Source organism: Sorangium sp. So ce726, from assembly GCF_051521405.1.
GTDB lineage: Bacteria > Myxococcota_A > Polyangia > Polyangiales > Polyangiaceae > Sorangium.
Window position 1 is genome coordinate 13,175,941 of the sequence record NZ_CP150349.1, and the last position, 21,362, is coordinate 13,197,302.

Annotated in this window: 17 protein-coding genes; 13 read left to right on the forward strand and 4 right to left on the reverse strand. The window is 73.1% G+C overall.

Annotated elements, in window-relative coordinates; translation table 11 throughout:
- Nucleotides 1-92: 92 nt before the first annotated feature.
- From WME79_RS49165 to WME79_RS49225, 13 genes are all read left to right on the forward strand, one after another.
- Nucleotides 93-1,409 (forward strand): YcaO-like family protein, encoded by a 1,317-nt coding sequence (locus WME79_RS49165; RefSeq protein WP_437530029.1) that lies wholly within the window; start codon nucleotides 93-95, stop codon nucleotides 1,407-1,409.
- On the forward strand, nucleotides 1,387-2,127 hold the full coding sequence (locus WME79_RS49170) for a hypothetical protein (RefSeq protein ID WP_437530032.1): 741 nt from the start codon (nucleotides 1,387-1,389) through the stop codon (nucleotides 2,125-2,127). The genes WME79_RS49165 and WME79_RS49170 overlap by 23 nt, the downstream gene beginning before the upstream one ends.
- Complete coding sequence (locus WME79_RS49175) at nucleotides 2,124-3,947, forward strand: SagB family peptide dehydrogenase (RefSeq protein ID WP_437530034.1); 1,824 nt, start codon at nucleotides 2,124-2,126, stop codon at nucleotides 3,945-3,947. The genes WME79_RS49170 and WME79_RS49175 overlap by 4 nt, the downstream gene beginning before the upstream one ends.
- Entirely contained in the window at nucleotides 3,934-4,713 is a 780-nt protein-coding gene (locus WME79_RS49180; RefSeq protein ID WP_437530037.1) for a nitroreductase family protein, read from the forward strand. The genes WME79_RS49175 and WME79_RS49180 overlap by 14 nt, the downstream gene beginning before the upstream one ends.
- On the forward strand, nucleotides 4,710-7,286 hold the full coding sequence (locus WME79_RS49185) for a lantibiotic dehydratase (protein WP_437530040.1): 2,577 nt from the start codon (nucleotides 4,710-4,712) through the stop codon (nucleotides 7,284-7,286). The genes WME79_RS49180 and WME79_RS49185 overlap by 4 nt, the downstream gene beginning before the upstream one ends.
- The gene (locus tag WME79_RS49190) at nucleotides 7,283-9,892 is read left to right on the forward strand and encodes a thiopeptide-type bacteriocin biosynthesis protein (protein WP_437530042.1); all 2,610 of its coding nucleotides are present in this window, start codon (nucleotides 7,283-7,285) and stop codon (nucleotides 9,890-9,892) included. Before WME79_RS49185 ends, WME79_RS49190 begins: the two co-directional genes overlap by 4 nt.
- Before the next feature lie 55 nt (nucleotides 9,893-9,947).
- Nucleotides 9,948-11,237: a YcaO-like family protein gene (locus WME79_RS49195; protein WP_437530045.1), complete on the forward strand. Its 1,290-nt coding sequence runs from the start codon at nucleotides 9,948-9,950 to the stop codon at nucleotides 11,235-11,237.
- On the forward strand, nucleotides 11,234-12,640 hold the full coding sequence (locus WME79_RS49200; protein WP_437530048.1) for a TfuA-like protein: 1,407 nt from the start codon (nucleotides 11,234-11,236) through the stop codon (nucleotides 12,638-12,640). Before WME79_RS49195 ends, WME79_RS49200 begins: the two co-directional genes overlap by 4 nt.
- Nucleotides 12,637-13,599 (forward strand): ABC transporter ATP-binding protein, encoded by a 963-nt coding sequence (locus WME79_RS49205; protein WP_437530051.1) that lies wholly within the window; start codon nucleotides 12,637-12,639, stop codon nucleotides 13,597-13,599. The genes WME79_RS49200 and WME79_RS49205 overlap by 4 nt, the downstream gene beginning before the upstream one ends.
- A complete protein-coding gene (locus WME79_RS49210; protein ID WP_437530053.1) occupies nucleotides 13,596-14,945 on the forward strand; it encodes an ABC transporter permease in 1,350 nt (449 codons plus the stop codon). Before WME79_RS49205 ends, WME79_RS49210 begins: the two co-directional genes overlap by 4 nt.
- Nucleotides 14,946-15,312: 367 nt before the next feature.
- The gene (locus tag WME79_RS49215; protein ID WP_437530055.1) at nucleotides 15,313-17,058 is read left to right on the forward strand and encodes a hypothetical protein; all 1,746 of its coding nucleotides are present in this window, start codon (nucleotides 15,313-15,315) and stop codon (nucleotides 17,056-17,058) included.
- Nucleotides 17,059-17,141: 83 nt separating this feature from the next.
- Nucleotides 17,142-18,089, forward strand: coding sequence for a PepSY domain-containing protein (locus WME79_RS49220; RefSeq protein ID WP_437530058.1), 948 nt, complete (start codon nucleotides 17,142-17,144; stop codon nucleotides 18,087-18,089).
- A 28-nt stretch (nucleotides 18,090-18,117) separates the two neighbouring features.
- Nucleotides 18,118-18,912, forward strand: coding sequence for a GNAT family N-acetyltransferase (locus WME79_RS49225; protein WP_437530060.1), 795 nt, complete (start codon nucleotides 18,118-18,120; stop codon nucleotides 18,910-18,912).
- 132 nt (nucleotides 18,913-19,044) lie between these two features.
- Here the strand turns inward: WME79_RS49225 and WME79_RS49230 are convergent, their stop codons facing one another.
- From WME79_RS49230 to WME79_RS49245, 4 genes are all read right to left on the reverse strand, one after another.
- Nucleotides 19,045-19,539 carry an SRPBCC family protein gene (locus tag WME79_RS49230; protein ID WP_437530063.1) on the reverse strand — a complete coding sequence of 165 codons (495 nt, stop codon included), beginning with the start codon at nucleotides 19,537-19,539 and terminating at the stop codon, nucleotides 19,045-19,047.
- Nucleotides 19,523-19,855: an ArsR/SmtB family transcription factor gene (locus WME79_RS49235; protein ID WP_437296829.1), complete on the reverse strand. Its 333-nt coding sequence runs from the start codon at nucleotides 19,853-19,855 to the stop codon at nucleotides 19,523-19,525. The genes WME79_RS49230 and WME79_RS49235 overlap by 17 nt, the downstream gene beginning before the upstream one ends.
- Nucleotides 19,856-20,067: 212 nt before the next feature.
- Nucleotides 20,068-20,544 (reverse strand): hypothetical protein, encoded by a 477-nt coding sequence (locus WME79_RS49240; RefSeq protein WP_437530067.1) that lies wholly within the window; start codon nucleotides 20,542-20,544, stop codon nucleotides 20,068-20,070.
- Nucleotides 20,545-20,839: 295 nt separating this feature from the next.
- Nucleotides 20,840-21,310 carry a hypothetical protein gene (locus tag WME79_RS49245; protein ID WP_437530069.1) on the reverse strand — a complete coding sequence of 157 codons (471 nt, stop codon included), beginning with the start codon at nucleotides 21,308-21,310 and terminating at the stop codon, nucleotides 20,840-20,842.
- Nucleotides 21,311-21,362 lie beyond the last annotated feature (52 nt).

A 21,362-nucleotide genomic window follows, 5' to 3' on the forward strand; every position in this document is an offset into this window, starting at 1 on the left:
CCGTAGGCGCACCCTGGGCGGCCCGGACGCGCGTTGCGCTTGCGCGTCCGGGCTCCTGGGGCGCCGCCTGCCCCGCTCAAGGAGTCGCCACCATGCCGGAGATCTCGCTCATCGATCGCCTCGCGCCGCTCATCGACGAGCGCTGCGGGATCATCCGCCGTGTCCGGCGTTTCATTTTTCCCCCCGGCTTCGAGGGGCAGATGCACGGCTTCACCGCGTTCCTCGGCAGGCCCGCGGCGCTCCACCCGGGCCCGTCCCGCACGGGCTCGAAGCTCGGGTCGCTCACCGGCTCCGGCACGGCCGTCGACGAGACCACGGCCCAGATCCGGGCCGTCTGCGAGGCCCTCGAGCGCTACTGCGGCGTCATGTACCCGACCGAGGGGGTGCTGCGCGCGACGCCGCGCTCGCTCGGCGATCGCGCGCTCGACCCCGCGCGGCTGCCGCGCTGCTCTGCGCGCGAGCGGGCCCGCGCGCCGTCGACCTTCCGCCTGCGCGAGCCCGATCCGGATCGCGACGAGCTCTGGGTGCGCGGCTTCTCGCTCACCCACGAGCGCCCGATCTGGGTGCCGCTCACGGCGACGTACATGGGGTTGCCGCTGCCGATCCGCGAGCACGCGCTCTTCCCGCTCTCGACGGGGTTCGCGGCGGGCGCGAGCTTCCGGCAGGCGATCCTCTCTGGCCTGTGCGAGGTGATCGAGCGCGACAGCCTCGCGCTGTTCTGGCTGCACCAGCTCCGGATGCCGCGCATCGCGCCCGGGAGCGCGCGGAGCCCGCTCGTCGCGGCGCTCCTTCGCAGCGCCGAGGCCGCGGGAACGGAGACAACGCTCCTCGATCTCACGACCGATGTCGGCGTCCCCGTGATCGGCGCCGTGCAGACGTGCGCGCACAGCGCGCCGCACGCGATCGCGATGGCGGCCTGCCGCCCCGACGGCGAGGCCGCGGCGGCGCGCGTCCTCGAAGAGGTGGGGAGCCTGCGGGTGGCGCTGAGCGAGCCCGCTCCGCCGGTCACCCGGGCGTCGTTCTTCGCCGACGCCGATCAGACACCCGAGTCGTTCGGGCGCCTCTACGCGGGGCCCGACGGGCCGGCGCGGTTCGCGTTTGCCACGCGCGAGGCGCCTGTCGCGACCGCCTTCCCCCGTCCGATCGAGGGCGATGACCCGCTCGCGGCGATCGTCGCGCGGCTCGCCGCGCTCGGCATGGAGGTGGTCGCCGTCGACGTGACGATGCCCGAGGTCCGCGACTTCGGGATCGTCGTCGTGAAGGTGATCGTGCCCGAGCTCCTGCCCATCAGCTTCACCCACCACGCGCGGTACCTCGCGCACCCTCGCCTGTACGACGCGCCGGAGAGGCTCGGGTACGGCGCTCGCACAGAGGAGTCGATCACCGATGATCCGATCCCGTTCGCCTGAGGAGAGCCCGGCCTCGGAGCGCGCCGCCGGCGCGCCCACGGTGCACGTCATCCGTGACGGCAAGCTCGGCGCCCGCTGCGCGGAGCTCCTGACCGGCGCGGGGGCGCGGGTCACGACGTCGGCGCTGGGCACGGGCGCGCCGGAAGCGCTGCCCGACGCGGTGATCGTCCTCGCGACCGATCGCCCCCGGCCCGCGGCGGCGCTCGCGCTCGACGCGGCGGCGTTCGCGGCGCAGGTCGCCTGGACGTCGGGCACGCTGCTCGCGCACGAGCTCCGGATCGGGCCGTCGATCGTCCCCGGCCGCACGCCGTGCTTCGCCTGCTTCTCGCGGCGCGTGCGCTCGGTCGCGCTGGACCTCGAGGCGCACGACGCCCTCGAGGCGCTCGGGGCCTCGGGCGACCTTCGCCCCTGGTTCCAGGGCGAGCTCGCGGCCGTCACCGAGCAGGCCGCGGCGCTGCTCGCCGCGGAGGCGCTCGCGCTCTTCAAGGAGCGCGGCGCGCCGGAGCCGCCCCGCGCCGGAGCCGCGCGCATGGGGCGCTTCTGGGAGTGTGACGTCACGTCGGGCGCGCTCCGCGCGCGGCGCTTCGCCCGGGTCGGGCTGTGCGGGCGGTGCGCCGCCGGCGAGCACGCGGCGGGGCGCGGGGCGTCGCTCGCGGGGTACTTCGCCGAGCACCCGCTCGCGATCGCCGGATCATCCGGCGTGGGAGGTGAACGATGAGCCCGTCCGATGATGCCTACGAGGCCCGCGATCTCAGCCGCTTCGCCGAGCTTTACTGGGAGCTTCGCTGCCCGGAGCGCCCGCGCTTCGTCGAGGATCTCCTCCGCGTGACGCTCCCGGGCGGAGATCTCCACGTCCTCGGCGGCGAGGCGCAGATCATCCAGGGAGCGTCGCTCCCGTGGGTGATGGAGAACCTCGTGCCGCTGCTCGACGGGACGCGCACCGTCGGCGACGTCGAGGCCGCGTTCCCGGGTATTGTCGCCTCCGATCTGCGGGACGCGATCCACCTGATGCACATGCACGGCATGCTCGAGGAGGGCGAGGGCGCCGCGGCCGACGAGGCCGAGGAGCCGCGCCGGGCGCAGCGCGCGTTCTTCAGCAGGTACCTCCGCCGGACCGGGCGCAACCGCAGCCGGGGGGAAGCGCAGCGGGCGCTCGAAGGCGCGCGCGTGCGCGCGCTGGGGGACGGCGATGCGCCGCTCGCGGGGATGCTCGTGACGATGCTCCGCGAGGCGGGCGTCGCCGACGTCCGCCTCGCCGCGAGCGCCGGGGAGCTCGCGCAGGGCGAGGTCGATCTGGCCGTGGTGATCGGCGACCAGGAAGCGCTCGAGGCGGCGGCGCGCGCGTGCATCGCGGCGCGCGTGCCGATGCTCGCGGCGAACCCCGGCACGTGGACGATCGGGCCGCTCACGATCCCCGGGGCGTCCGCGTGCCCGGCGTGCGTTCGGCTTCAGATCGCCGCTGCCCCGGCGGATCCGGCGCTCGACGACGGCGCTCCTCGCGCGCTCTGGGGGCGCGCGCTCGTGAGCCGCGTCGCGCAGCACGTGATCTTCCACGCGAGCGGGCTGCTCGCGGTGGCCCCGCTGGAGCACGTCGAGGTGTGGCGGCCCGGCGCCGGCGAGACGGCGCTCCACCCCTTCATGACCAGGCTGCCCAGCTGCCCGCTCTGCGGCGGCGACGCGCCGCCGCGGACGGCGACGCTCTCGTCCGGCCACGCGGAGAGCCTCGCGCGGATGTTCCACAACACGACGGTCGTCCAGCCGTGGCACATCGGCCAGCACGCGGGGATGCAGGCGCACATCAGCCCGGAGGTGCGGAGGCTGCAGAGCACGCCGGCCGCGCCGTCGCCGCGGCGGTCTCCAGAGGGCGCCGGCACGCAGGTCGCATCGCCGCTCGGCGCGGCCTTCGGCGCGGCGTTCGGCGCGCCCGCGGGGGCGGGGGCCGCGCTGTCGCGCCGGCGCGACGCGACGGGGACGCTCGACGCGGGCGCGCTCGGCGCGCTGCTCGAGCTGAGCTTCGGCGGGCGCGTCGAGCGCCGCGCCGAGGGCGAGGCTCACGTGCGTCGCAACACCGCGTCGGCCGGGAACCTCGGCTCGGCGGAGGCGTACGTGGCCGTGGCGCGGGTCCCCGGGATCGCGGCGGGCGTCCACCGGTTCGAGCTCGCCGCGCGAGCGCTCGCGCCGCTCCGCGCCGGCGTGGCTGCGGGCGCCCTCGCGCGCGCCGTGCTCGCGGGCGGGAGCGCCGAGCACGCCGCGGCCGTGGAGTCCGCGGGCGCTGTCATCGTCGTCGTCGGCTCGGTCGCGCGGGCGTGCTCCAAGTACTACGCGCGCGGGTACACCTACGCGCTGCTCGACGCCGGGTTGATGGCCCACCGCGTGGAGCTCCTCGCCCAGGAGCTCGGCCTCGCGGCGACGGCGGTCTGGACGTTCGACGACGAGGTCGTCGCACGTGTGGTCGGCGTCGATGGCATCGATCTCGCACCGCATCTCCTCATCGCGCTCAGGGGCGCAGCCACGGAGGCCCGCGATGTCTCTCGCTGATCACAGGATCTCGTCCACGCTCGCCGCGGCGACCCAGCCCCTGCGGGGGGTCGCCGAGCTCGTCGTCGCGAGCCGCTACCCCGAGATGCGGCCGTCGCCGGAGCCGGCGCTCCCCGCGCCGTCGCCGCTGCCCGGGAACGTGGAGCGCGCCCTCTCGCTGCCCGCGCCGCGCGCGCTCGAGTCGGTCCAGCGCTCGCTCGTGTCGGTCATCGCCGCGCGGCGGAGCGGAAGGCTTTCGGCGGGAGCCCTCGACGCGGCGACGCTCGGGACGCTGCTCGCGGCCGCCGCGGCGCGGCCTGCAGGGCTCGCGGACGCGACGCTCGATCCGCTGCTGTTTCCGGTGGTCTTCGACGTCGACGGTGTCCCGCCCGGCGCGCACCGGTACGACCGCGGCGAGCATCACCTCGCGCCGATCGGTCCGGCGTCGCGCGCGTGGATGGCCGAGACCGCGATCCTGCAACGCGAGCACGCCATGGGCGCGGCGGTGCTCTTCCTGGTGGTCCCGATCGGGCGGTGGCTCGTGGCGTTCGGCGATCGCGGCTACCGGGGCGCGGCGTTCGCAGCGGGGTGGCTCACCGACCGCCTTTACCTCGTCGCGGAGACGCTCGGGCTCACCTACACGGCGACCGGCGGCTTCGCCCCCGCGGTCGTCGACGAGGTCCTCGGGCTCGACGGCCGCGATCATACGGCGTTCTTCGCGTTCGCCGTCGGAGGGCACCGCCAGCCGGCGTCCCGAGAGGCGCCTCGCGGAGGGCAGCCGCGATGAGCCCCCGGTTCCAGATCGCGGCGTGGGGCGCACTTCGCGTCGCGGGGATGCCGGCCGACGCGCTCGTCGGGCTCCGCCTTCGCGAGAGCCCCGCGGTCGAACGCGAGCTCGCCGTGGCCGAGCTCGAGCTCGCGGCCGCGCGGGCGGATGCGGCGGCGCGCATGTTCGACGTCGTGCGCGGGTGCGAGGACGAGGCGCTGCGCCGCGCGGCGCTCGAGGTGAAGCGGCGGCTGTTCAACGGAAAGGCCGTGACGGCCGGCGCGCTCGAGGGCGCGAGGACCGCGCCGCCGGAAGGGGCGCGCGCCGCGCTCGCGCTCGTCGACGCGCGCGCGGCCCGGTGTGCCGCGCTGGAGGAGCGCTACGAGGCGACGTTCGCCGCGGAGTGGATCGCCGCGTCGGAGCGCTTCCGGCAGACGCTCGGGAGCTCGCGCCTGCTCGGGGGGATCCTGCTCTCGAGCGCCGACCATTGTACCACGGCGCAGAAGCTCGCGGAGATCCCGAGCGGCGCGCCGCTCACCTCGGCGCAGCAGATCCGCGAGGCCACGATCGCGCGTTACGTCTTCCGCGCCACGGCACGGACGACGCCGTTCGCGGGGTTCGCGGGCGTCGCGCTGCTCGACCTCTCCGCGCCGCCCGAAGGCGTCTGCGACGCGCCGCACGCGCCGCACGCGCCGCACGCGCCGCACGCGCCGCACGCGCCCGCGGAGGCGCGGTGGCGCAGCCTCCCGCAGCTCGCGCTCGCGCACGCCGGGGAGCTCGTCGCGCGCGCGATGTCTTCTCAGCAGCCGGCTCACGCCCACGCACGCGCGCGCCTGCCGCTCCGGATGAACCCGCTCCGGCGCTTCGCGGCGGGAGCCGCGCCGTCGATCGTGTTCTCGCGCGCCGGGTCGGGCGAGCTGATGTCGCTCGGGTGGACCCCCGCCGTCGCCCGCCTCGTCGAGGGCGCCGAGGGGCGCACGCTCGAGGACGCCGCCCGGGCGCTCGCGTCGGACGACGCCGACGAGCGAGCGTGCCGCGACGTCCTCGAGCAGCTCGTCGAGGCGGGTATGCTCGAGCCGGCGAGCGTCCCGATGGGGCCGACCCCTGCGGCGTTGCGCGCCGCCGCAGACGCCCTGGGTGAGATCGGGTGCGCGGGCGCGCCGGACGAGCTCCGCTCGGTCGCGCGGCGCCTCGAGGACTACGCGACCGCCGGCGTCGAGGCGCGGGCGCGCCTCGCCACCGAGCTCGGACGCGGCCCTGGGCGCTCCTCCGTGCTCGAGGATGTCATGGTGGACGGCGCCTTCGGCGCGGAGCTCCCTGCCACGCGCGGGGCGCTCGCCGCGGCGCTCGAGCCGGTCGTGCGCTTCGTGCGCGCCAGCGCCTGCGGGGCCGCGCACCGCCGGCTCTGCGCGGCTTTCGTCGAGCGGTTCGGTCGTGACGGCGTGTGCGACGACGTCGGCGGCTTCGTGACCGAGATCCTCGAGGACCCGCGGCGCGTCGCGCTCATCCGCGGCGCGTCCGAGCCGATCCGCTGGATCGACGCGGAGCTCGGCCGCGTCGCCGCCGCCGCGACGGGCGACGTCGTGCGCCTCGATCCAGGGCTCTTCGAGGGGCTCCCCGCCCCGGACGCGCCGTCGTCGATGGCGCTCTTCCTCCAGATCGCGCCTCCCTGCCCGCGCGACAGCGGCGAGCCGCGCGTCGTGCTCAACGGCGCGCAGGCCGGGCGCGCGAAGTACCTGTCGCGCTACCTCGCGGACCCCGCGGGGCGCGCCCCCCAGGCCCTCGAGGCGATCCGCCGCCGCCTGGCGCAGGAGGACGGTCCGCTCCCCGTCGAGCTTTCGCCCACGCTCGGCCTCAACTTCCAGGTGCACCCGCGCCTCACGGAGTGGGCGCTCGAGCTCCCGTGGGAGCCGAGCGCGCCCGGCGACAAGGTCCTGCCGCTCCGCGATCTCTCCCTCCGCTTCGACGCGGCGGCGGTCGAGCTCCGGCTCCGATCGCGGCGCCTCGGCCGCGAGATCGAGCCGCTCCACCTCGGCTTCCTGCGGGACGCTGCGCTCCCCGATCCGCATTTCCTGCTCCGCGCGCTCTCGCCGCGGCTCCGCGACGACACGGTGGCGGAGCGCGCGGATCTCTACAACGTGCTCGATCGCCTCGATCTCGCCCGGGGCGTCGCGCTGGCCCCGCGGCGCCCGCGCCTCACGGTCGGTCGCGTCGTGGTGGAGCGCGCGCGGTGGGCGATCCCGGTGAGCGCGGTCCCGCGCAAGGAGCCGAAGCAGCCGTACGCGTCGTACTTCCGCGCGATCGCGCGCCTGCGGCGCGAGCTCGAGATCCCGAGCCGGGGGTTCGCCCGGTACGTCGGGCGGGAGGCGGCCGGCTACGGCTTCACCGAGACGAACATGTACGTCGACTGGGAGAGCCCGTTCACGCTGATCGGGCTGGCTCGCCTGCTCGGCGGTCCCAGCGACGGGAGGAGCGGGTACCTCGTCTTCACCGAGCTCCTGCCGGAGCCCGAGGCGTCGTGGCTGCGCCTCGACGGGAGGCCGCACGCGGCGGAGCTGCTGGTCGAGATCGACGGCGAGAGGAGCGCGCGATGAGCTGGATCTACCGGAAGCTGTTCCACGATCGGGGCCCCGAGGGCGAGGGGACCGACGCGCTCCTCCTCGGCCTGATCGATCCGCTCGTGTCCGAGCTCGAGCAGAGCGGCGCGATCGATCGCTTCTTCTTCCTCCGGTACGCCGAGGGAGGCGACCACCTGCGGCTGCGCGTGCGCGTGGCGCCCGGTCGCGACCCCGTCGACGTGGCGGCGCGCGTGGACGCCGCGGCGGCGTGCTGCACCGCCGTGTCGCGCGCGGAGGCCGCCGCGTACGAGCCGGAGCTCGAGAAGCACGGAGGGCCCGCGGGGATGGAGATCGCGGAGCGGCAGTTCTTCGCGTCGAGCAGGTTCGCGCTCGGCTGCATCCGGAAGACGGCGGGGCGACCGCGGGCGCGCGCCCTCGTCGCGGCGTGCGCGCTCGACGCGCTGCTCGCGCGCGCGGGCGTCGCGGGCGACGCGCGGCGGTCGTTCCTCGCGGGGTACGCGCGGCACTGGCGCACGTTCGGCCGCGCGATCTCGGGCATGGAGCTCGCCTGCGCGGCGCCGGACGCCGAGTCGGTCGCGCTGGTGCGCGCGCTCGTGCGGGGAGACGGGCTCGCCGCGGTCGGCGAGCTCGTCGACGGCGAGCGCGCGCTCCTCACCGCGTTCGACGCCGATCTGCCCGAGCTCGTCGAGGCGTCGCGGCGCGGAGCGCTCGGCGTGCCGCTCGGGACCGTCGTGACCAACCTCGCCCACACGTTCCACAACCGCCTCGGGCTCACGCTCGCCTTCGAGGTGTGGGTGGCCGACGCGCTTGCCGAGGCAGGCGCCCCGTACGAGCCGCCGCGGGCTCGCCCGCCGAGCGTCTCGCCGGGCGAGGCGTGGCAGCGCCTCGCCCGCGCGGCCGAGCAGCGCCGGCCCGTCACCGCGCTCCTCGACCCCGGCGAAGGCGCCGCGCTCGACGCGCTCCGCGACGCAGCCCGCCGCGACGGCCTCCGGTTCATCGCGCCCGCCGCGCCCGCCGGCGGGATGTCCGCGCCGTTCGCGCTGCTGCGCGCCCTTGCGGACGCCCACCCGGCGGGCGGCGCGCTCCTCGCTGCCCTCGGCCGCATCGAGGCCGCGCACGACGCGCCGGAGTGCCCGCTGCCGCCCGACCCGACTTCCGTGGCCGAGGCGCTCCGCGTCTTTCTCGCCGAGCACACGCTCGAGCCCACGGTGCTCGTCCTCCGCGGCGTCGACGGCGCCGACGCCGACACGCAGCACGCCGTCGCGTTCCTCGCGCGCGCCCTGGAGGCGGAGCCGCTCGCCCTCGTCCTCACCGCGAGCGGGCGCCCGAGCCCCGGGTGGGCCGCGATCGTGGCCGAGATCGAGGAGGGGCCGGGGCTCCTCCGCGTCGCGACCGCGCCCGCGCCCGGAAGCGAAGCGGCCGCCCCCGCGGTGATGCCGGGGCCCGCGGCGGTCGCGCGGGGCGAAGCGTTCTGCCGCGCCGGCGCGCTGCATGAGGCCGCCGCGATCCTCGGCGACGCCCTGGCGTCGCCCGACCTCTCGCCCGCGGCGCGGGCCGACGCGCTCGTGGCGCTCGCGAGGACGATGCTCCGCATGTCGCGCCCCGCCCTCGCGCGGCAGGCGGCGGAGGCGGCGCTCCGCCTCGGCCTCCCGGAGCGCCGCCGCGCGCTCGCGCGGCGCGTCCTCCTGGCCGCGCTTCACAACCTGGGCGAGACCGCCGCGCTCGACGCGCTCCGGGACGAGGTCGCTCAGCAGCGCTTTGCGCCCGGCGCGTCCGCCGCGGAGCGCTGCTGGGCGGAGCTCGACGCCGCGCTCGTGTGCGCCACCGACGAGCGCCGCGCCGAGCACGAGGCGCGGCTCGACGCCCTGCTCGCCGCGCCGCGCGGCGACGCGCCGCCGCAGTGCCTCGCCGCCGCGCACGCGTGGCGCGGCGCCGCGCACGCGGCCAGCGGCGAGCACGAGCGCGGCCTCGCGCACCAGCGCCGGGCGCTCGCCTTCGCCGAGGAGCTCGCCGATTTCCGCCGCGCCCTCATGGTGCGCGTGCGCCTCGCGAGCAGCGTCGCGGCCGCGGGCGAGCTCGCCGAAGCGGCGGCGCTCTTCGAGATCGCGGCCTGTCACGCGGCGTGGATCGGCCTCTTCGACCTCGCGTCGCTCGCCGCGCAGAACGCGATCTCGCTTGGCCTCGCGCGCCGCGACGCGGCCCCGGCCCGCGCGTGGCTCGATGGCGCGCGGCCCGCGCGCGCCCGCGTGTGGCGCTCGCCCTACGGCGAGCTCGCCGTGCTCCACGCGCGCGCCGAGTCGGCCCTCGCGCGGGGGGAGGCCGGGGCGGCGGGGGCGCACCTCGATCGCCTGCGCGCGCGCCTCGCCGCGCTCGGGGGGGCCGCCCCGCGGAGCGCGCCCCTGCTCGCGCTCGCCGCGGCGCACCTCGAGGCCGACGTCGCCGCCGCCGCGGGGGACGACGCCGGCAGGGCGGCCGCGCTCGCGCGCGCCGCGGAGCTCACCGCGGGCGTGTCGCCGGAGGAGCGCCGGCTCGTCACGGCCATCGCCCGCGCGCGGCGCGACGCCTGCCGCGGCGACGGCCGCCGCGACAGGCCGGTGGTCCTCGGTTTGCAGAGCACTTGAACGAGAACGAACTCGAGCCGCGCCCGCCACGGGCGCAGAGCGAAGGAGAAGCATCGTGGAGACTCAGACCAAGCTTCCGCTCATGCCGGGGCTCTCGGGCCCCGAGAAGAAGCGCTTCAAGAACGGCACCCACCGCGCGGCCTCGCCCGAGGAGACCCTCGATCGGATCAAGGGCTTCATGCCGGCGATGGGGATCACGCGGATCGCCAACGTCACGGGGCTCGACGCGATCGGGATACCGGTCGTCGTCGTCTGCCGCCCCAACTCGCGCTCTCTCTCGGTCAGCCAGGGAAAGGGGCTGACGCTCGCGGCGGCGAAGGTCTCGGGGCTGATGGAGTCGATCGAGGCCTACCACGGCGAGAACATCATCCGGCCGCTGCTCCTCGGCTCCTCTCGCGAGCTCCGGCGCTCCCACGCGATAGCCGACGTCTCCGCGCTGCCGCGGACCTCGAGCGCGCCGCTCGACGAGGACACCCCGCTCCTGTGGGCCGAGGGCTACGACCTCCTGCGCGGCGCCCCCGTGTGGGTCCCGTATGAGCTCGTGCACGTCAACGCCACCGCGACGGGCCGAGTCAACCCGGGTATCTTCTGCTGCTCGACCAACGGGCTCTCGTCGGGAAACGGGCTCCTCGAGGCGGTGAGCTACGGCATCTGCGAGGTGGTCGAGCGCGACGCCACGGCCGTGTGGGGGGCGCTCACCGACGAGGAGCGGGACGCGAGGCGGCTCGATCTCGACAGCATCGATGATCCCGGCTGCCGCGAGGTGCTCGCGAAATTCTCGGCCGCCGGGATCGCCGTCGGCGCGTGGGAGACCACCTCCGACGTCGGTATCCCCTCGTACGAGTGTCTGATCGCCGAGCGGACGGAGGACGCCGTCCGGGCGCTCCACGGCTCCGGCGGGCAAGGCTGCCATCCGTCGCGCGCCGTCGCCCTGCTGCGCGCCCTCACCGAGGCCGCGCAGACCCGGCTCACGGTCATCTCGGGCGCGCGCGACGACCTCCTCCGGACCGAGTACGACCGCCACCGGAGCCCCGATCAGGTCCGGCACCTCCGCCAGCTGCTGACGGCGCGCGGAGAGCGCCCGTTCTCCGCGGGGCCGACGTTCGCGGGCGACACGTTCGAGGACGACGTCGCCTGGCAGATCGAGCGGCTGCGCGCGGTCGGGATCGACAGCGTCGTCGCCTTCGATCTCACGAAGCCGGAGTTCGGCATCCCCGTCGTCAAGATCGTTATCCCCGGACTCGAGGGGATCCACTCGTTCCCCAACTACATCCCTGGCCGCCGGTTCCGCCGCGCGCTCGAGCGCCGGAGCGGGAGCGCAGCGAGCCTGAAGGAGATCGTATGAGCATCATCGTCTTCATCGGTCCGACCCTCTCGCTCGAGGCCGCGCGGGCGGAGCTCGACGCCATCTATCTGCCGCCGGTCTCGCAGGGCGACGTCTACCGGGCATGCGCGAAGCGCCCGAGCGCGATCGCGATCATCGACGGCTATTTCGAGCGGGTCCCGGCGGTCTGGCACAAGGAGATCCTCTTTGCGATGGCGCAGGGCATCCACGTCTTCGGGAGCTCCAGCATGGGGGCGCTGCGCGCCGCCGAGCTCTCCGCCTTCGGCATGGAAGGCGTGGGCGCCATCTTCGAGGGGTACCGCGACGGCCTCATCGAGGATGACGACGAGGTGGCCGTCGTCCACGGCCCCGCGGACAGCGGCTTTCGCGCCGGCTCCGAGGCGATGGTCAACCTCCGCAGGACGTTCGACGCCGCGGCGGCCACGGGCGTGATCACCGCCGCCACGCGCGACGCGGTCACGGCTGTCGCAAAGTCTCTTTACTATCCCGACCGCGTCTATCCCGTGATCCTCGACGCCGCGTCCCGCCACGGCGTCCCGCAAAGCGAGCTCGCGTCGCTGCGCGACTTCCTCCCGAAGGGGCGCGTCAACCAGAAGCGCGACGACGCGATCGCGCTGCTCCGGCACCTCCGCGCGCGCGCCGAGGCGGGCTTCTCGCTGAAGACCGTCACGTACAGGTTCGAGGTCACCGAGTTCTGGTGCCGCGCCGAGCAGGCCGCCGGCGAGATGGTCGCCGCGGAGCGCCCGAGCGCCGGCGACCCGTCGCCGTATGAGACAGTCGCCCTCGACAGCATCCTGGACGAGCTCCGCCTCGACGCGGCGGCCTACGGCCGGGCGAAGCGCGGGGCCATGCTCCGGTACCTCGCGCTGCAGGAGGCCGAGCGGCGCGGCCTCACCGTGGACAACGCCGCGCTGGAGAGGACGTCCGACGCCTTCCGCCGCGAGCGGCGGCTCTATGAGCCGGACGACGTGAAGGCGTGGATGGGTCAGTTCAGCGTCGGCTGGGGCGAGCTGACGCGGCTGCTCCGCGACGAGGCGCTCATCGGCTGGGTCGAGAAGGCCGTCGACGAGGTGGCGCAAGGCCACGTCCGCGACCACCTCTCTGTCTCTGGCGAGTACGCGAAGCTGCTCTCTCGGGCCCGCGACAAGCAACAGCGCCTCGCCGAGCTCGGCCTGTCGAACCCCGCCTTCTCCGACGCCGGGATGGCCGAAGGCGACCTGATCCGGTGGTATTTCGAGCGCTGCCTGGGCGCGCCCGTGCCGCCCGATCCGGCGGGCGCGCTGCGCTCCGCCGGCTTCGCCGACGCGGACGAGTTCAAGCGCGTGGCGCTGCGCGAGGTGTGTTATCGCCGCGCCGCGCCCGGCGACCGCGCCGCGAGCGCCTCGGCCCCGGAGCGCCGATGACGCCCGCGATCTCGCTCCGCGGGGCGACGAAGGTCTTCGCGTCGCGCCGGGCCGTCGACGGCGTGTCGTTCGAGGTGCAGCGCGGCGGCGCCACCGCCCTCCTCGGCCGGAACGGCGCTGGGAAGACGACGACGATGCGCCTCGTGACAGGCATCCTCCTCCCCGACGAGGGCGCGGTCGAGGTGCTCGGGGGCAGGTGCGACAGCGTCGCGATCCGCGATCGCGTCGGGTACCTCCCGGAAGAGCGAGGCCTGTACAAGCAGATGCCGGTCGCCGAGCATCTGGCCTTCCTCGGCGAGCTCAAGGGCGTCCGCCCGCGCCGCGCGCGCGAGAGCGCCGCGCGGCTCCTCCGGTCGCTCGAGCTGGAGCACGTCGCGCGCGCCCGGATCGAGACGCTGTCGAAGGGCAACCAGCAGAAGGTGCAGCTCTGCGGCGCGCTCGTCCACGACCCGGAGATCCTCGTCCTCGACGAGCCCATGTCGGGCCTCGATCCCGTCAACGCCGTGCTCGTGAAGCGGCTCTTCGGGGAGCTCCGCGCCGCCGGAAAGACCCTCTTGCTCTCGACCCACGTCATGCCGCTCGCCGAGAGCCTGGCCGACCACGTGGTCGTCGTCGATCGGGGGCGCGTCGTCCTGGAGGGGCCCGTCGGCGAGGTGAAGGCGTCCTTCGCCGGCAACACCGCGCGGATCGAGTTCGACGGCGACGGGACCTTCCTCCTCGGCGTCGACGGCGTGGTGAGCGCGCGGATCGAGCCCGGCGTGGCGGAGCTCGTGCTGCGCGACGCCGGCGACGCGCAGCGGGCGCTCTCGGCGGCGCTCTCGCGCCTCCGGGTGCGGCGGTTCGAGATCTCGTCGCCGTCGCTCGGCGAGATCTTCTCTCGCGTCGTCGGCGAGGGCGCCCCGCCGCCGCTCGCCCACAGGGCGCGCCCGGGCCGGGGCGCGGCGCTGGAGGCATCGTGAGCCGCATCCTCGTCGTGTTGAAGCGTGAGTACGTCGCCTCGGTGAAGACCGCGTCCTTCGCCCTCACGACGCTCCTCCTGCCGGTCCTCTTCGCGGCGGTGGGCCTGCTCCCTGCGCTCATCGTCGCCATCGGCGCCGGCGATCGCTCGGTCGTCGTGGTCGACGGGACAGGCCGGCTCCGCGGGGTCGTGGAGGCCGCCTCTGCGGGCCTCGCCGAGGAGGCGTCGGCGCGGTCCGCCGCGAGGTCGCTCGGCGCCGCCATGGGCAGCGCGGTGCTCCCGAAGGCCGCCCGGCTGCGGCTCACCTACGTGGCCCCCGGGGACGCCGCTGCCACGAGCGCGGCCGTCGCGGCGCTGCTCGACGGCGCGAGGGCGGGCGTCGAGACGGGAGCGCACGGCGTGGACGGCGTGCTGGTGCTCCCGCCCGCGATGCTCGAGGATCCCGGCGCGCGAGGCGCGCTGTATGCGAAGGGGGCTGACCTCGATGCCGTCGAGCACGCCGCGGCGGTGGTGGCGCGCGGCGTCGCCGTGGCGCGGTGGACGGCGCGCGGCCGCGAGGCCGCCGAGATCGAGGGCCTCCTGTCGCCCCCTGCGTTCGATTCAGCGCCTCTCTCCTCGAGCGGCCCTGGGGGCCCCGGCGGCGACCTCGACATGCTCGTCGCCTTCGGCTTCGGCGGCCTGCTCTTCGTCGCGATCCTCTTGAATGGTCGCGAGATCTTGCGCCGCATCGTGCAGGAGAAGTCGGACCGGATCATGGAGATCCTCCTCTCCTCGGTGACGCCGTTCGAGCTCCTGTCCGGGAGGATCCTCGGCCTCGCCGCCGCCGGTCTCACGCAGATCGTCGTGTGGCTCGGGATGGCGGCTGTCGCGGGCGTCGCGATCGGCGCGCTGGGAGGGCCGCGCCTCATCGACGCCGAGACCCTGCTTCGTCCCATGGTCGCCGTGTACTTCGTCGTTTTCTTTCTCCTGGGGTATCTCGTGAACGTGGCTGTCTATGCCGTCGGGGGCGCGGCCGCGAGCTCCGAGAAGGCCGCGCAGCAGCTGATGAGCCCGATCTCGATGGCGCTCTCCGCGCCGCCGTTCTTCCTTGTGGTCATCGCCGGTCACCCCGGCTCGACGCTCGCCGTCGTGCTCTCGATGATCCCGATCTACGCCCCGATGGTGATGTTCGTCCGCGTCCTCGTCTCCGATCCGCCGCTCTGGCAGATCCTCGTCGCCATCGGCGGCACCGGCGCGACCGTGCTGCTCTTCATCTGGGTCGCTGCAAGGATCTTCCGGATAGGCGTCCTCTCCCATGGATCGACGCCGACCCTCCGCGAACTCTGGCGCTGGGCCCGCGCCAGGTGACGCGCGCGGCGCGATCGGCTGTCCGAACGCGCGGTGCAGCGCTTGAGGCACGGACTGCTCGACGACGAGGCGCGCGTCCACACGCAGGAGACCCGGTGACCGCGCACCCGAGGCAGGCCAGCCTTTCGTGACATAACGTCTATATGAAGTGACATTATGTCCAAACTCGGCGGTGTTACCGCCGAGTTTTTGTGTTTTTAATCACTATTAGTTCGTTTTCCTCCACCGAGGAGCACTCCCTGAGCGACCAGCTACAAGTTGAAAATGAAAATGACTTGCAACTTCATGGAAAGCCTGCCACATGGCGGCCTCGCGCTCGGCGTGTGAACGGCCGCACGGCGCTGGCATGGGTCGTAAGGAGAGAATCATGCGAATGTTCGAACACCGTAGTTGGCTAGGTTGGATGGTGCTCGCCGCTGCCGTGGTGGTGGGCTGTTCCGACGATTCGGACGCGGACAACAACGGCTCCGGCGGGGGCGGCGCTGGCAGCGCGACGAGCAGCAGCAGCTCCGGCAAAGGCGCTGGCGGCTCCGACAACAGCTCTGGCGGCTCCGGTGGCTCCGACAACAGCTCTGGCGGCTCCGACAACAGCTCCGGTGGTTCTGGCGGCTCTGGTGACGAGACCGGCGGGGCGGGCGGCGGCGGGTCTACCAGCTCGGGTGGGGGCGCTGGCGAGGGTGGCGGCTCCCCGAGCCCGTTCCCCGCGGTGCCCGAGGTGCTGTCGCTGACCGGCTGCAACGCGCTCGGGCTCGGGCCGCTGTGCTCGGTGACGCAGGAGGACGGGTCGCTCCGCGCCAACTGCAGCGGCAAGATCTACACGGGCTCGGTGTCCGAGGACGGCGACATCCGCCTCGCGTCGGAGGACGCGAGCGTCGGTACCGTCTGCGAGGGCAAGCTCACCGTCAACGGCGTGTTCAAGGCAGCGTGCGCCCGGACCACCGGCGAGGCGACCGAGACCTGCGAGCTGTCGTCCGATCCGGTGATCCTGCCGGGCCTGCCCTGCATGGAGCTGCCTGCTGTGATCGACGACCTCGTGATCTGCAGCGAGGGCGCTGGCGCCGGCGGCGAGACCATCAAGGCGGGCGATTGCAAGGTGATCCAGGATGGCTGCGTGTTCCAGGCGGAGTGCGCGGACAAGCGCACCATCACCGGCAGCGTCAACCGCACGGGCGTGGCCTTCACGCAGGTGCTCACCGCGCTCGCCGACGCACAGACGCCGAACGCCGGCACGCCTGAAGCGGGAACTCCGGCCTTCCTGAAGGGCGCCAAGGTCAACCACAGCTGCACCGCGACCCTGGACGACGCCACCCTCAAGGGGTCGTGCGGCGCCGGCAGCGCCGGCCGCGGCGGCACGAACACGAGCGTTTGCGCGAGCTCTGGCGCATTCGAGCCCGTCGCCGCCTGCGGTCCGCTGTCGCCGTCCGCGGGCGAGTACCTGTTCGTGCTCGACTCGTGCGACATCCTCAAGAACGGGGAGGGCGCGATTCCTGGCATCGGCGAGCCGGTGTGCGCGTTCCGGCAGAACAACTGCATCTGGGACGTGCGCTGCGGCAACGATCCCGCGATGGCGTTCGCCGGGCGCGCGGCGCCCGCAGATCGCAAGGTGAAGTGGCGCCTCGCGACGGGCACGCCGTGCGAAGCCGGCTTCGACGCCTCGGGTCGGATGACGGGCAAGTGCACCGTGCCCGGGGAAGAGGCCTGCCAGCTCACCAGCAAGGCCGCTGTGCCCGGCGGCGACGATTGCCCGGCGCTGCCCGCAGGCACCGACTTCTACAGCAACGGCTGCGGCGGCGGCGATCCGCTCGACTGCCGTGCGGCGCTGCAACACGGCTGCAACTTCATGGCCCTGTGCGACTTCAGCAGCCGCAACCAGTTCCTCGCGATCTCAGGGGAGGCTTCGTACCAGGACGAGCGAGCGCACCTCGAGTTCAACGGCGTGGGGGACTACAAGTGCTACGTCGATCAAGCCACCGCAGCCGAGATCGAGAGCGGCGATCGCGCGGAGAACGAGTGGTACGGGCAGTGCACGAACTCTGCTGGCGGCCAGTGCCGTAACAACTACAACCCCGAGACGGGCACCGGCTACCGCGGCCTGCGGCTCTACTTCGAATAAAGCACCTCGGATCGGCTTCAACCCACGCGGATCGGGGGCGACTCGTGCCGAGTCGCTCCCGATCCCGTCACCTTTCGCGTTTTATGGCCAGCTCGCGACCTCCGCCGCGCCCGATCTGGGCCCGCTCGCTCAAGATCATCCGGCGCATCCACATGTACACGGGGCTCTTCTTGCTGCCGTGGCTGCTGTTCTTCGGGGCCAGCGGCGTCCTGTTCAACCACCCCAACGTCGGTGAGGACGTGCGCGGGCAGCGCGTCGGGCCCGACGAGATGGCGCAGCTGACGGGGCTCACCCCCTGGCGGCCGCAGGCCGTCGCGGAGGCCGTCGTCGCCGAGATGAACCGCGCCGACGCGGGCGCGTACACGCTGGATCCGGGCTTCGCGAGCCGGTTCAACGGCGTGGCGGTGCTCAAGGCGCGGGACGCCGAGGGGCAGCACATGCTCCTGCTCGATCTGGAGCGCTCCGCGGGGATCCTGGCGTTTCGAAGGGCGCGCCCCTCCGGGGCGAAGGCGCCGTTCAGCGGCGCTGCGCCGGACCTGCCCCAGTATTCCCTGACCGACGTCGAGGCCAGGCTGGCAGGCCTCCTGGAGAAGAAGGGCCTGAAGGTGCCTGGTCCCCTGCGGGGGCAAGCCGAGCTCGCGCCCGAGCTCGAGTTTCGCGTGCGCGATCGCGAGGGCGTGTCCTGGAACGTCGCTTACGACATCGCGACCGGCAGCGTCGCCGGCCGGCGCAGCGATCAATGGCCCAGCATCGGCGTGAGCCAGCTCTTCGCGAAGCTCCACACCACGCACCACTTCCCGATGAAGCTCGGCGCCCGCTGGTTGTGGGCGCTGTTCGAAGATCTTTTGGGCCTGGCGATGGTGGTGTGGGCCATCTCGGGCCTCTTCATGTGGTGGCAGATGAAGCCGACGCGGATCGCCGGCGTCGCGTCGATCGCGGCGGCCATCGGCCTCGCGGGCGCGGTGATGGTCGGCACGGCCAGCGAGATCCTGTTCGGCGACGTGCCGCAGGCGCTCGGGCCGGGCGAGTGACGGCTCGATCGGCAGAGGACGCTGCACCATGAACATCAGACCCGAGTTCACGCGCGTGGGGTCGATCGCCGATCTCGGCGCGTTGCGCGAGCGCTACCTGGACGAGCTGCCCTGCGCGCAGGACGGGCTCGTCGAGGCGCTCGTCGCCGATGGGGCGTATTTTCGTATCGACGCCAGGGGACGGCCGGCCGGCTACTGCGTCGTGTCGGGCGGCGACATGCTGGTCGAGTACCATGTCTGCCCCGAGTTTCTGGCGTATGCGCACCAGATTCTGCCGCTGTTCGTCGAAGCGCAACGGCCGCGCGCGGCGCTGGTCAAGACCTTCGACCACATGTTCCTCGCGTGCGCGATCGACCTCCAGGCCGGCGTCACGGTGAGGGGCGCGCTGGTCCGCGAGTTCGCGCGACGGGAGCTGCCGGAGCTGCCGCGCATGCGCTATTCACAGCGGCTCGCGCGGGCCGACGATCTGCCGCGCATCGCCGCCGTCGATCAGGACGTGTTCACTCACCCCGAGCGGCTGCGCGGCGTGGTGGAGCGGGAGCAGCTCCTGCTCTTCGAGCAGGACGAGCGCCTCATCGGTTTCGGTATCGTGCGCCCCGTGATCCCGGGACGCCCCGACGTCGAGCTCGGGATCGCCGTGGATACGCCGTTCCGGAATCGAGGTTATGCCGTGTACATGATGCGGGACATGGTGGAGCACTGCCTCGCGCGCGGGTTGAACCCGATCGCAGGGTGCTCGCGGCAGAACGAGGCGTCGATCCGCATGGGGCTGCGCGTCGGCCTGCTGTCTCGTTATCGGCTGCTGGAGATCCGCTTCCGCTGAGGCGGCGCGCGCTGGGCGGCTCGTGCAGCGCTTCCAGGAGCGTCCGATCGAACTGACGCGGCGGAGCTCCACCCGCACGGGGCTCGAGCCCGCGGCACCCACGCAAGCGCCCGGATGCCGCGTCGTGGGGGCTCAAGCTGCCGAGAGCGTCTTGCCTGTCTCGAGGAGCGTCTTCAGATCGCTCAGGATATAGCTCCAGCCACCGCCGGCTTCCTTGATCGCGCCCGAGGTGATGGCAGCCGTCTTGGGCGCGTCGCCGACCTCGTGGGTCACGGTCAGCGACGTGATGCCGTAAGGGCTCACCTCGATCTCCCAGGTAAGTCGCCTGAAGCCTTCCTCCTTCATCTCGGGATCCCAGAGGATGCGCCACGTCTGAACGAGCTTTCGCGGAGGATCGGCCTCGATGACCTCTCCATCGATGATCACGTTGGGGCCGCCGTGCTGGGCCATCTCCGCGCTCGCGAACGCCTGGTATTTGCCGCCGGGGCGCAGATCGTACTCCGCGCGGGCGCAGTAACCGTACCTCTCGATCCACTCGGGCTTCGTGATCGCCTCCCAGACGGCCTCGGGCGTCGCCTTGATGTGGACTCGATAGACGTGGACCGGCTTCTCACTCTTCGTCGTCATTGTTCTTCTCCAGGTGTTTCTTCAGATCAACGAGCGCCGAAATGCGCCCCTCGGTGTACTTGTCGATCCAACGATCGTGGATCTGGCGAATGGGGACCGGGTTCAGGTAGTGAAGCTTCTTCCGGCCTGATCGAACCGTGACGACGAGCCCCGCGGCTTCGAGCACCCGAAGGTGCTTCATCACGCCGAACCGCGACATCTCGAGCTCGGACTCGAGCTCCGTGAGCGTGAGGCCGTCACGCGCAAAGAGCCGGTCGAGGAGAGAGCGCCGGGTGGGATCGGCCAGCGCCTTGAAGACGCGATCGTCGTCCGTCACCTCCTTGATATGTTACTAATTGGTCACCTGTCAAGGTCCGGGATGCACGGCCGGCGCGGATCCGGGCGCAAACCGCTGCAGGTGCTCCGATGTAGGATGCGAGGAGCGGCGACAGCTTGACGCTCGCGCGCGACGACCGAGGGCAAAGGGGCGGTGCGATGCGGTGACGCGGCTGGATCGAGAGCGGCCGGTCAGCGGGGCGAGGGGCGACCTCAGAAGCCTTCGCCGTTTTCGAGGATCGACGGGCAGAACGCGCGGACGCCCACGCACTCCGCAGGAGGCTGCAAGAGGTCGAGGCTGGACCCGCACGAGAGCGCCTTGAGGGTGTCGGCCATGGCGATCAGGCAGGTCTTGGCCTCCGCGACCGTGACGACGCACCCCTCGAAGTCGTACGTGAAGCACCTGGTCGACGTCAGAGGTTCACCTGCAGAGAGGAGGCACTGCCGCCAGATGGCCACGCAGTCCTCTACCTCAGAGGAGTTGAGCAGTCCGACGAGATCGCACTGGTCTGCTTTCGCGAGCTTCATCGGCTGTTTGAGATCGTCGCACACCTGGCTGGCCTCTTCGGTCGTCAGCTCGCCGAGCTGCCGGTTCTCGTCGAGGGCGATTGCGGTCTCGTCCCCCTCGTCACCGCACGCCACGAGCGCGAGCCCAGCCGCCAGGACCACGGGAAGCGTCATCCGTCTCATTCGAGCTCTCCTTGACAAGGAAGGTGCGTTCGTGGCCGTTCAGGACCCGCAGGCACCCCGTCGCCTCGACGATACACGCGCCCCGCGCTCGTCGATGCGCCGGAGCGCCCACGAGTCCGCGCCTCAGGTCGCGGGCGCCTGAGCGGCGCAGAGGAGCGGCGCGCCGGCGAGGCCGTCCACCAGAGGATCGACGAACGCGCGCACGCGGCGGGGACCTGCCTGCCGACGACGTCGCATCGCGAGCTTCGACGTCGTGGCGCCCGAGATCGACCGGTGAGCGTGGCGAGCGGCGACCTCAGAAGCCCACGGCGTCTTCGAGGAGCGACGGGCACTTCGCGCTGACGCCCGCGCACTCCTCAGGAGTCTGCAGGAGGGCGAGGATGGACCCGCACGAGAGCGCCTTGAGGGTGTCGGTGACGGCGATCATGCAGGCCTTGACCTCCGCGACCGTAGCGGTGCACCCCTTGAACTCGGACGTGTTGCACCTGCTCGACGTCAGAGGCTCACCAGCAGTGGCGAGGCACGTTCTCCAGATGGCCACGCACTCCCCTTTCTCAGAGCTGCTGATCAGTCCGACGAGATCGCACTGGTCCACTTTCGAGAGCTCCATCGGCTGCTCGAGATCTTCGCACACCCACCTGGCCTCTGTTGCCGTCAGCTCGCCGACTTGCTGGTCCTCGCCGAGGGCGGTCTCGCCCCCATCGTCACCGCACGCCACGAGCGCGAGCCCGGCCGCCAGGACCCCGAGAAGCGTCGTCCGTTTCATTCGAGCTCTCCTTGATAGAGAAGGTGCGTTCGTGGCCGTTCAGGACCCGCAG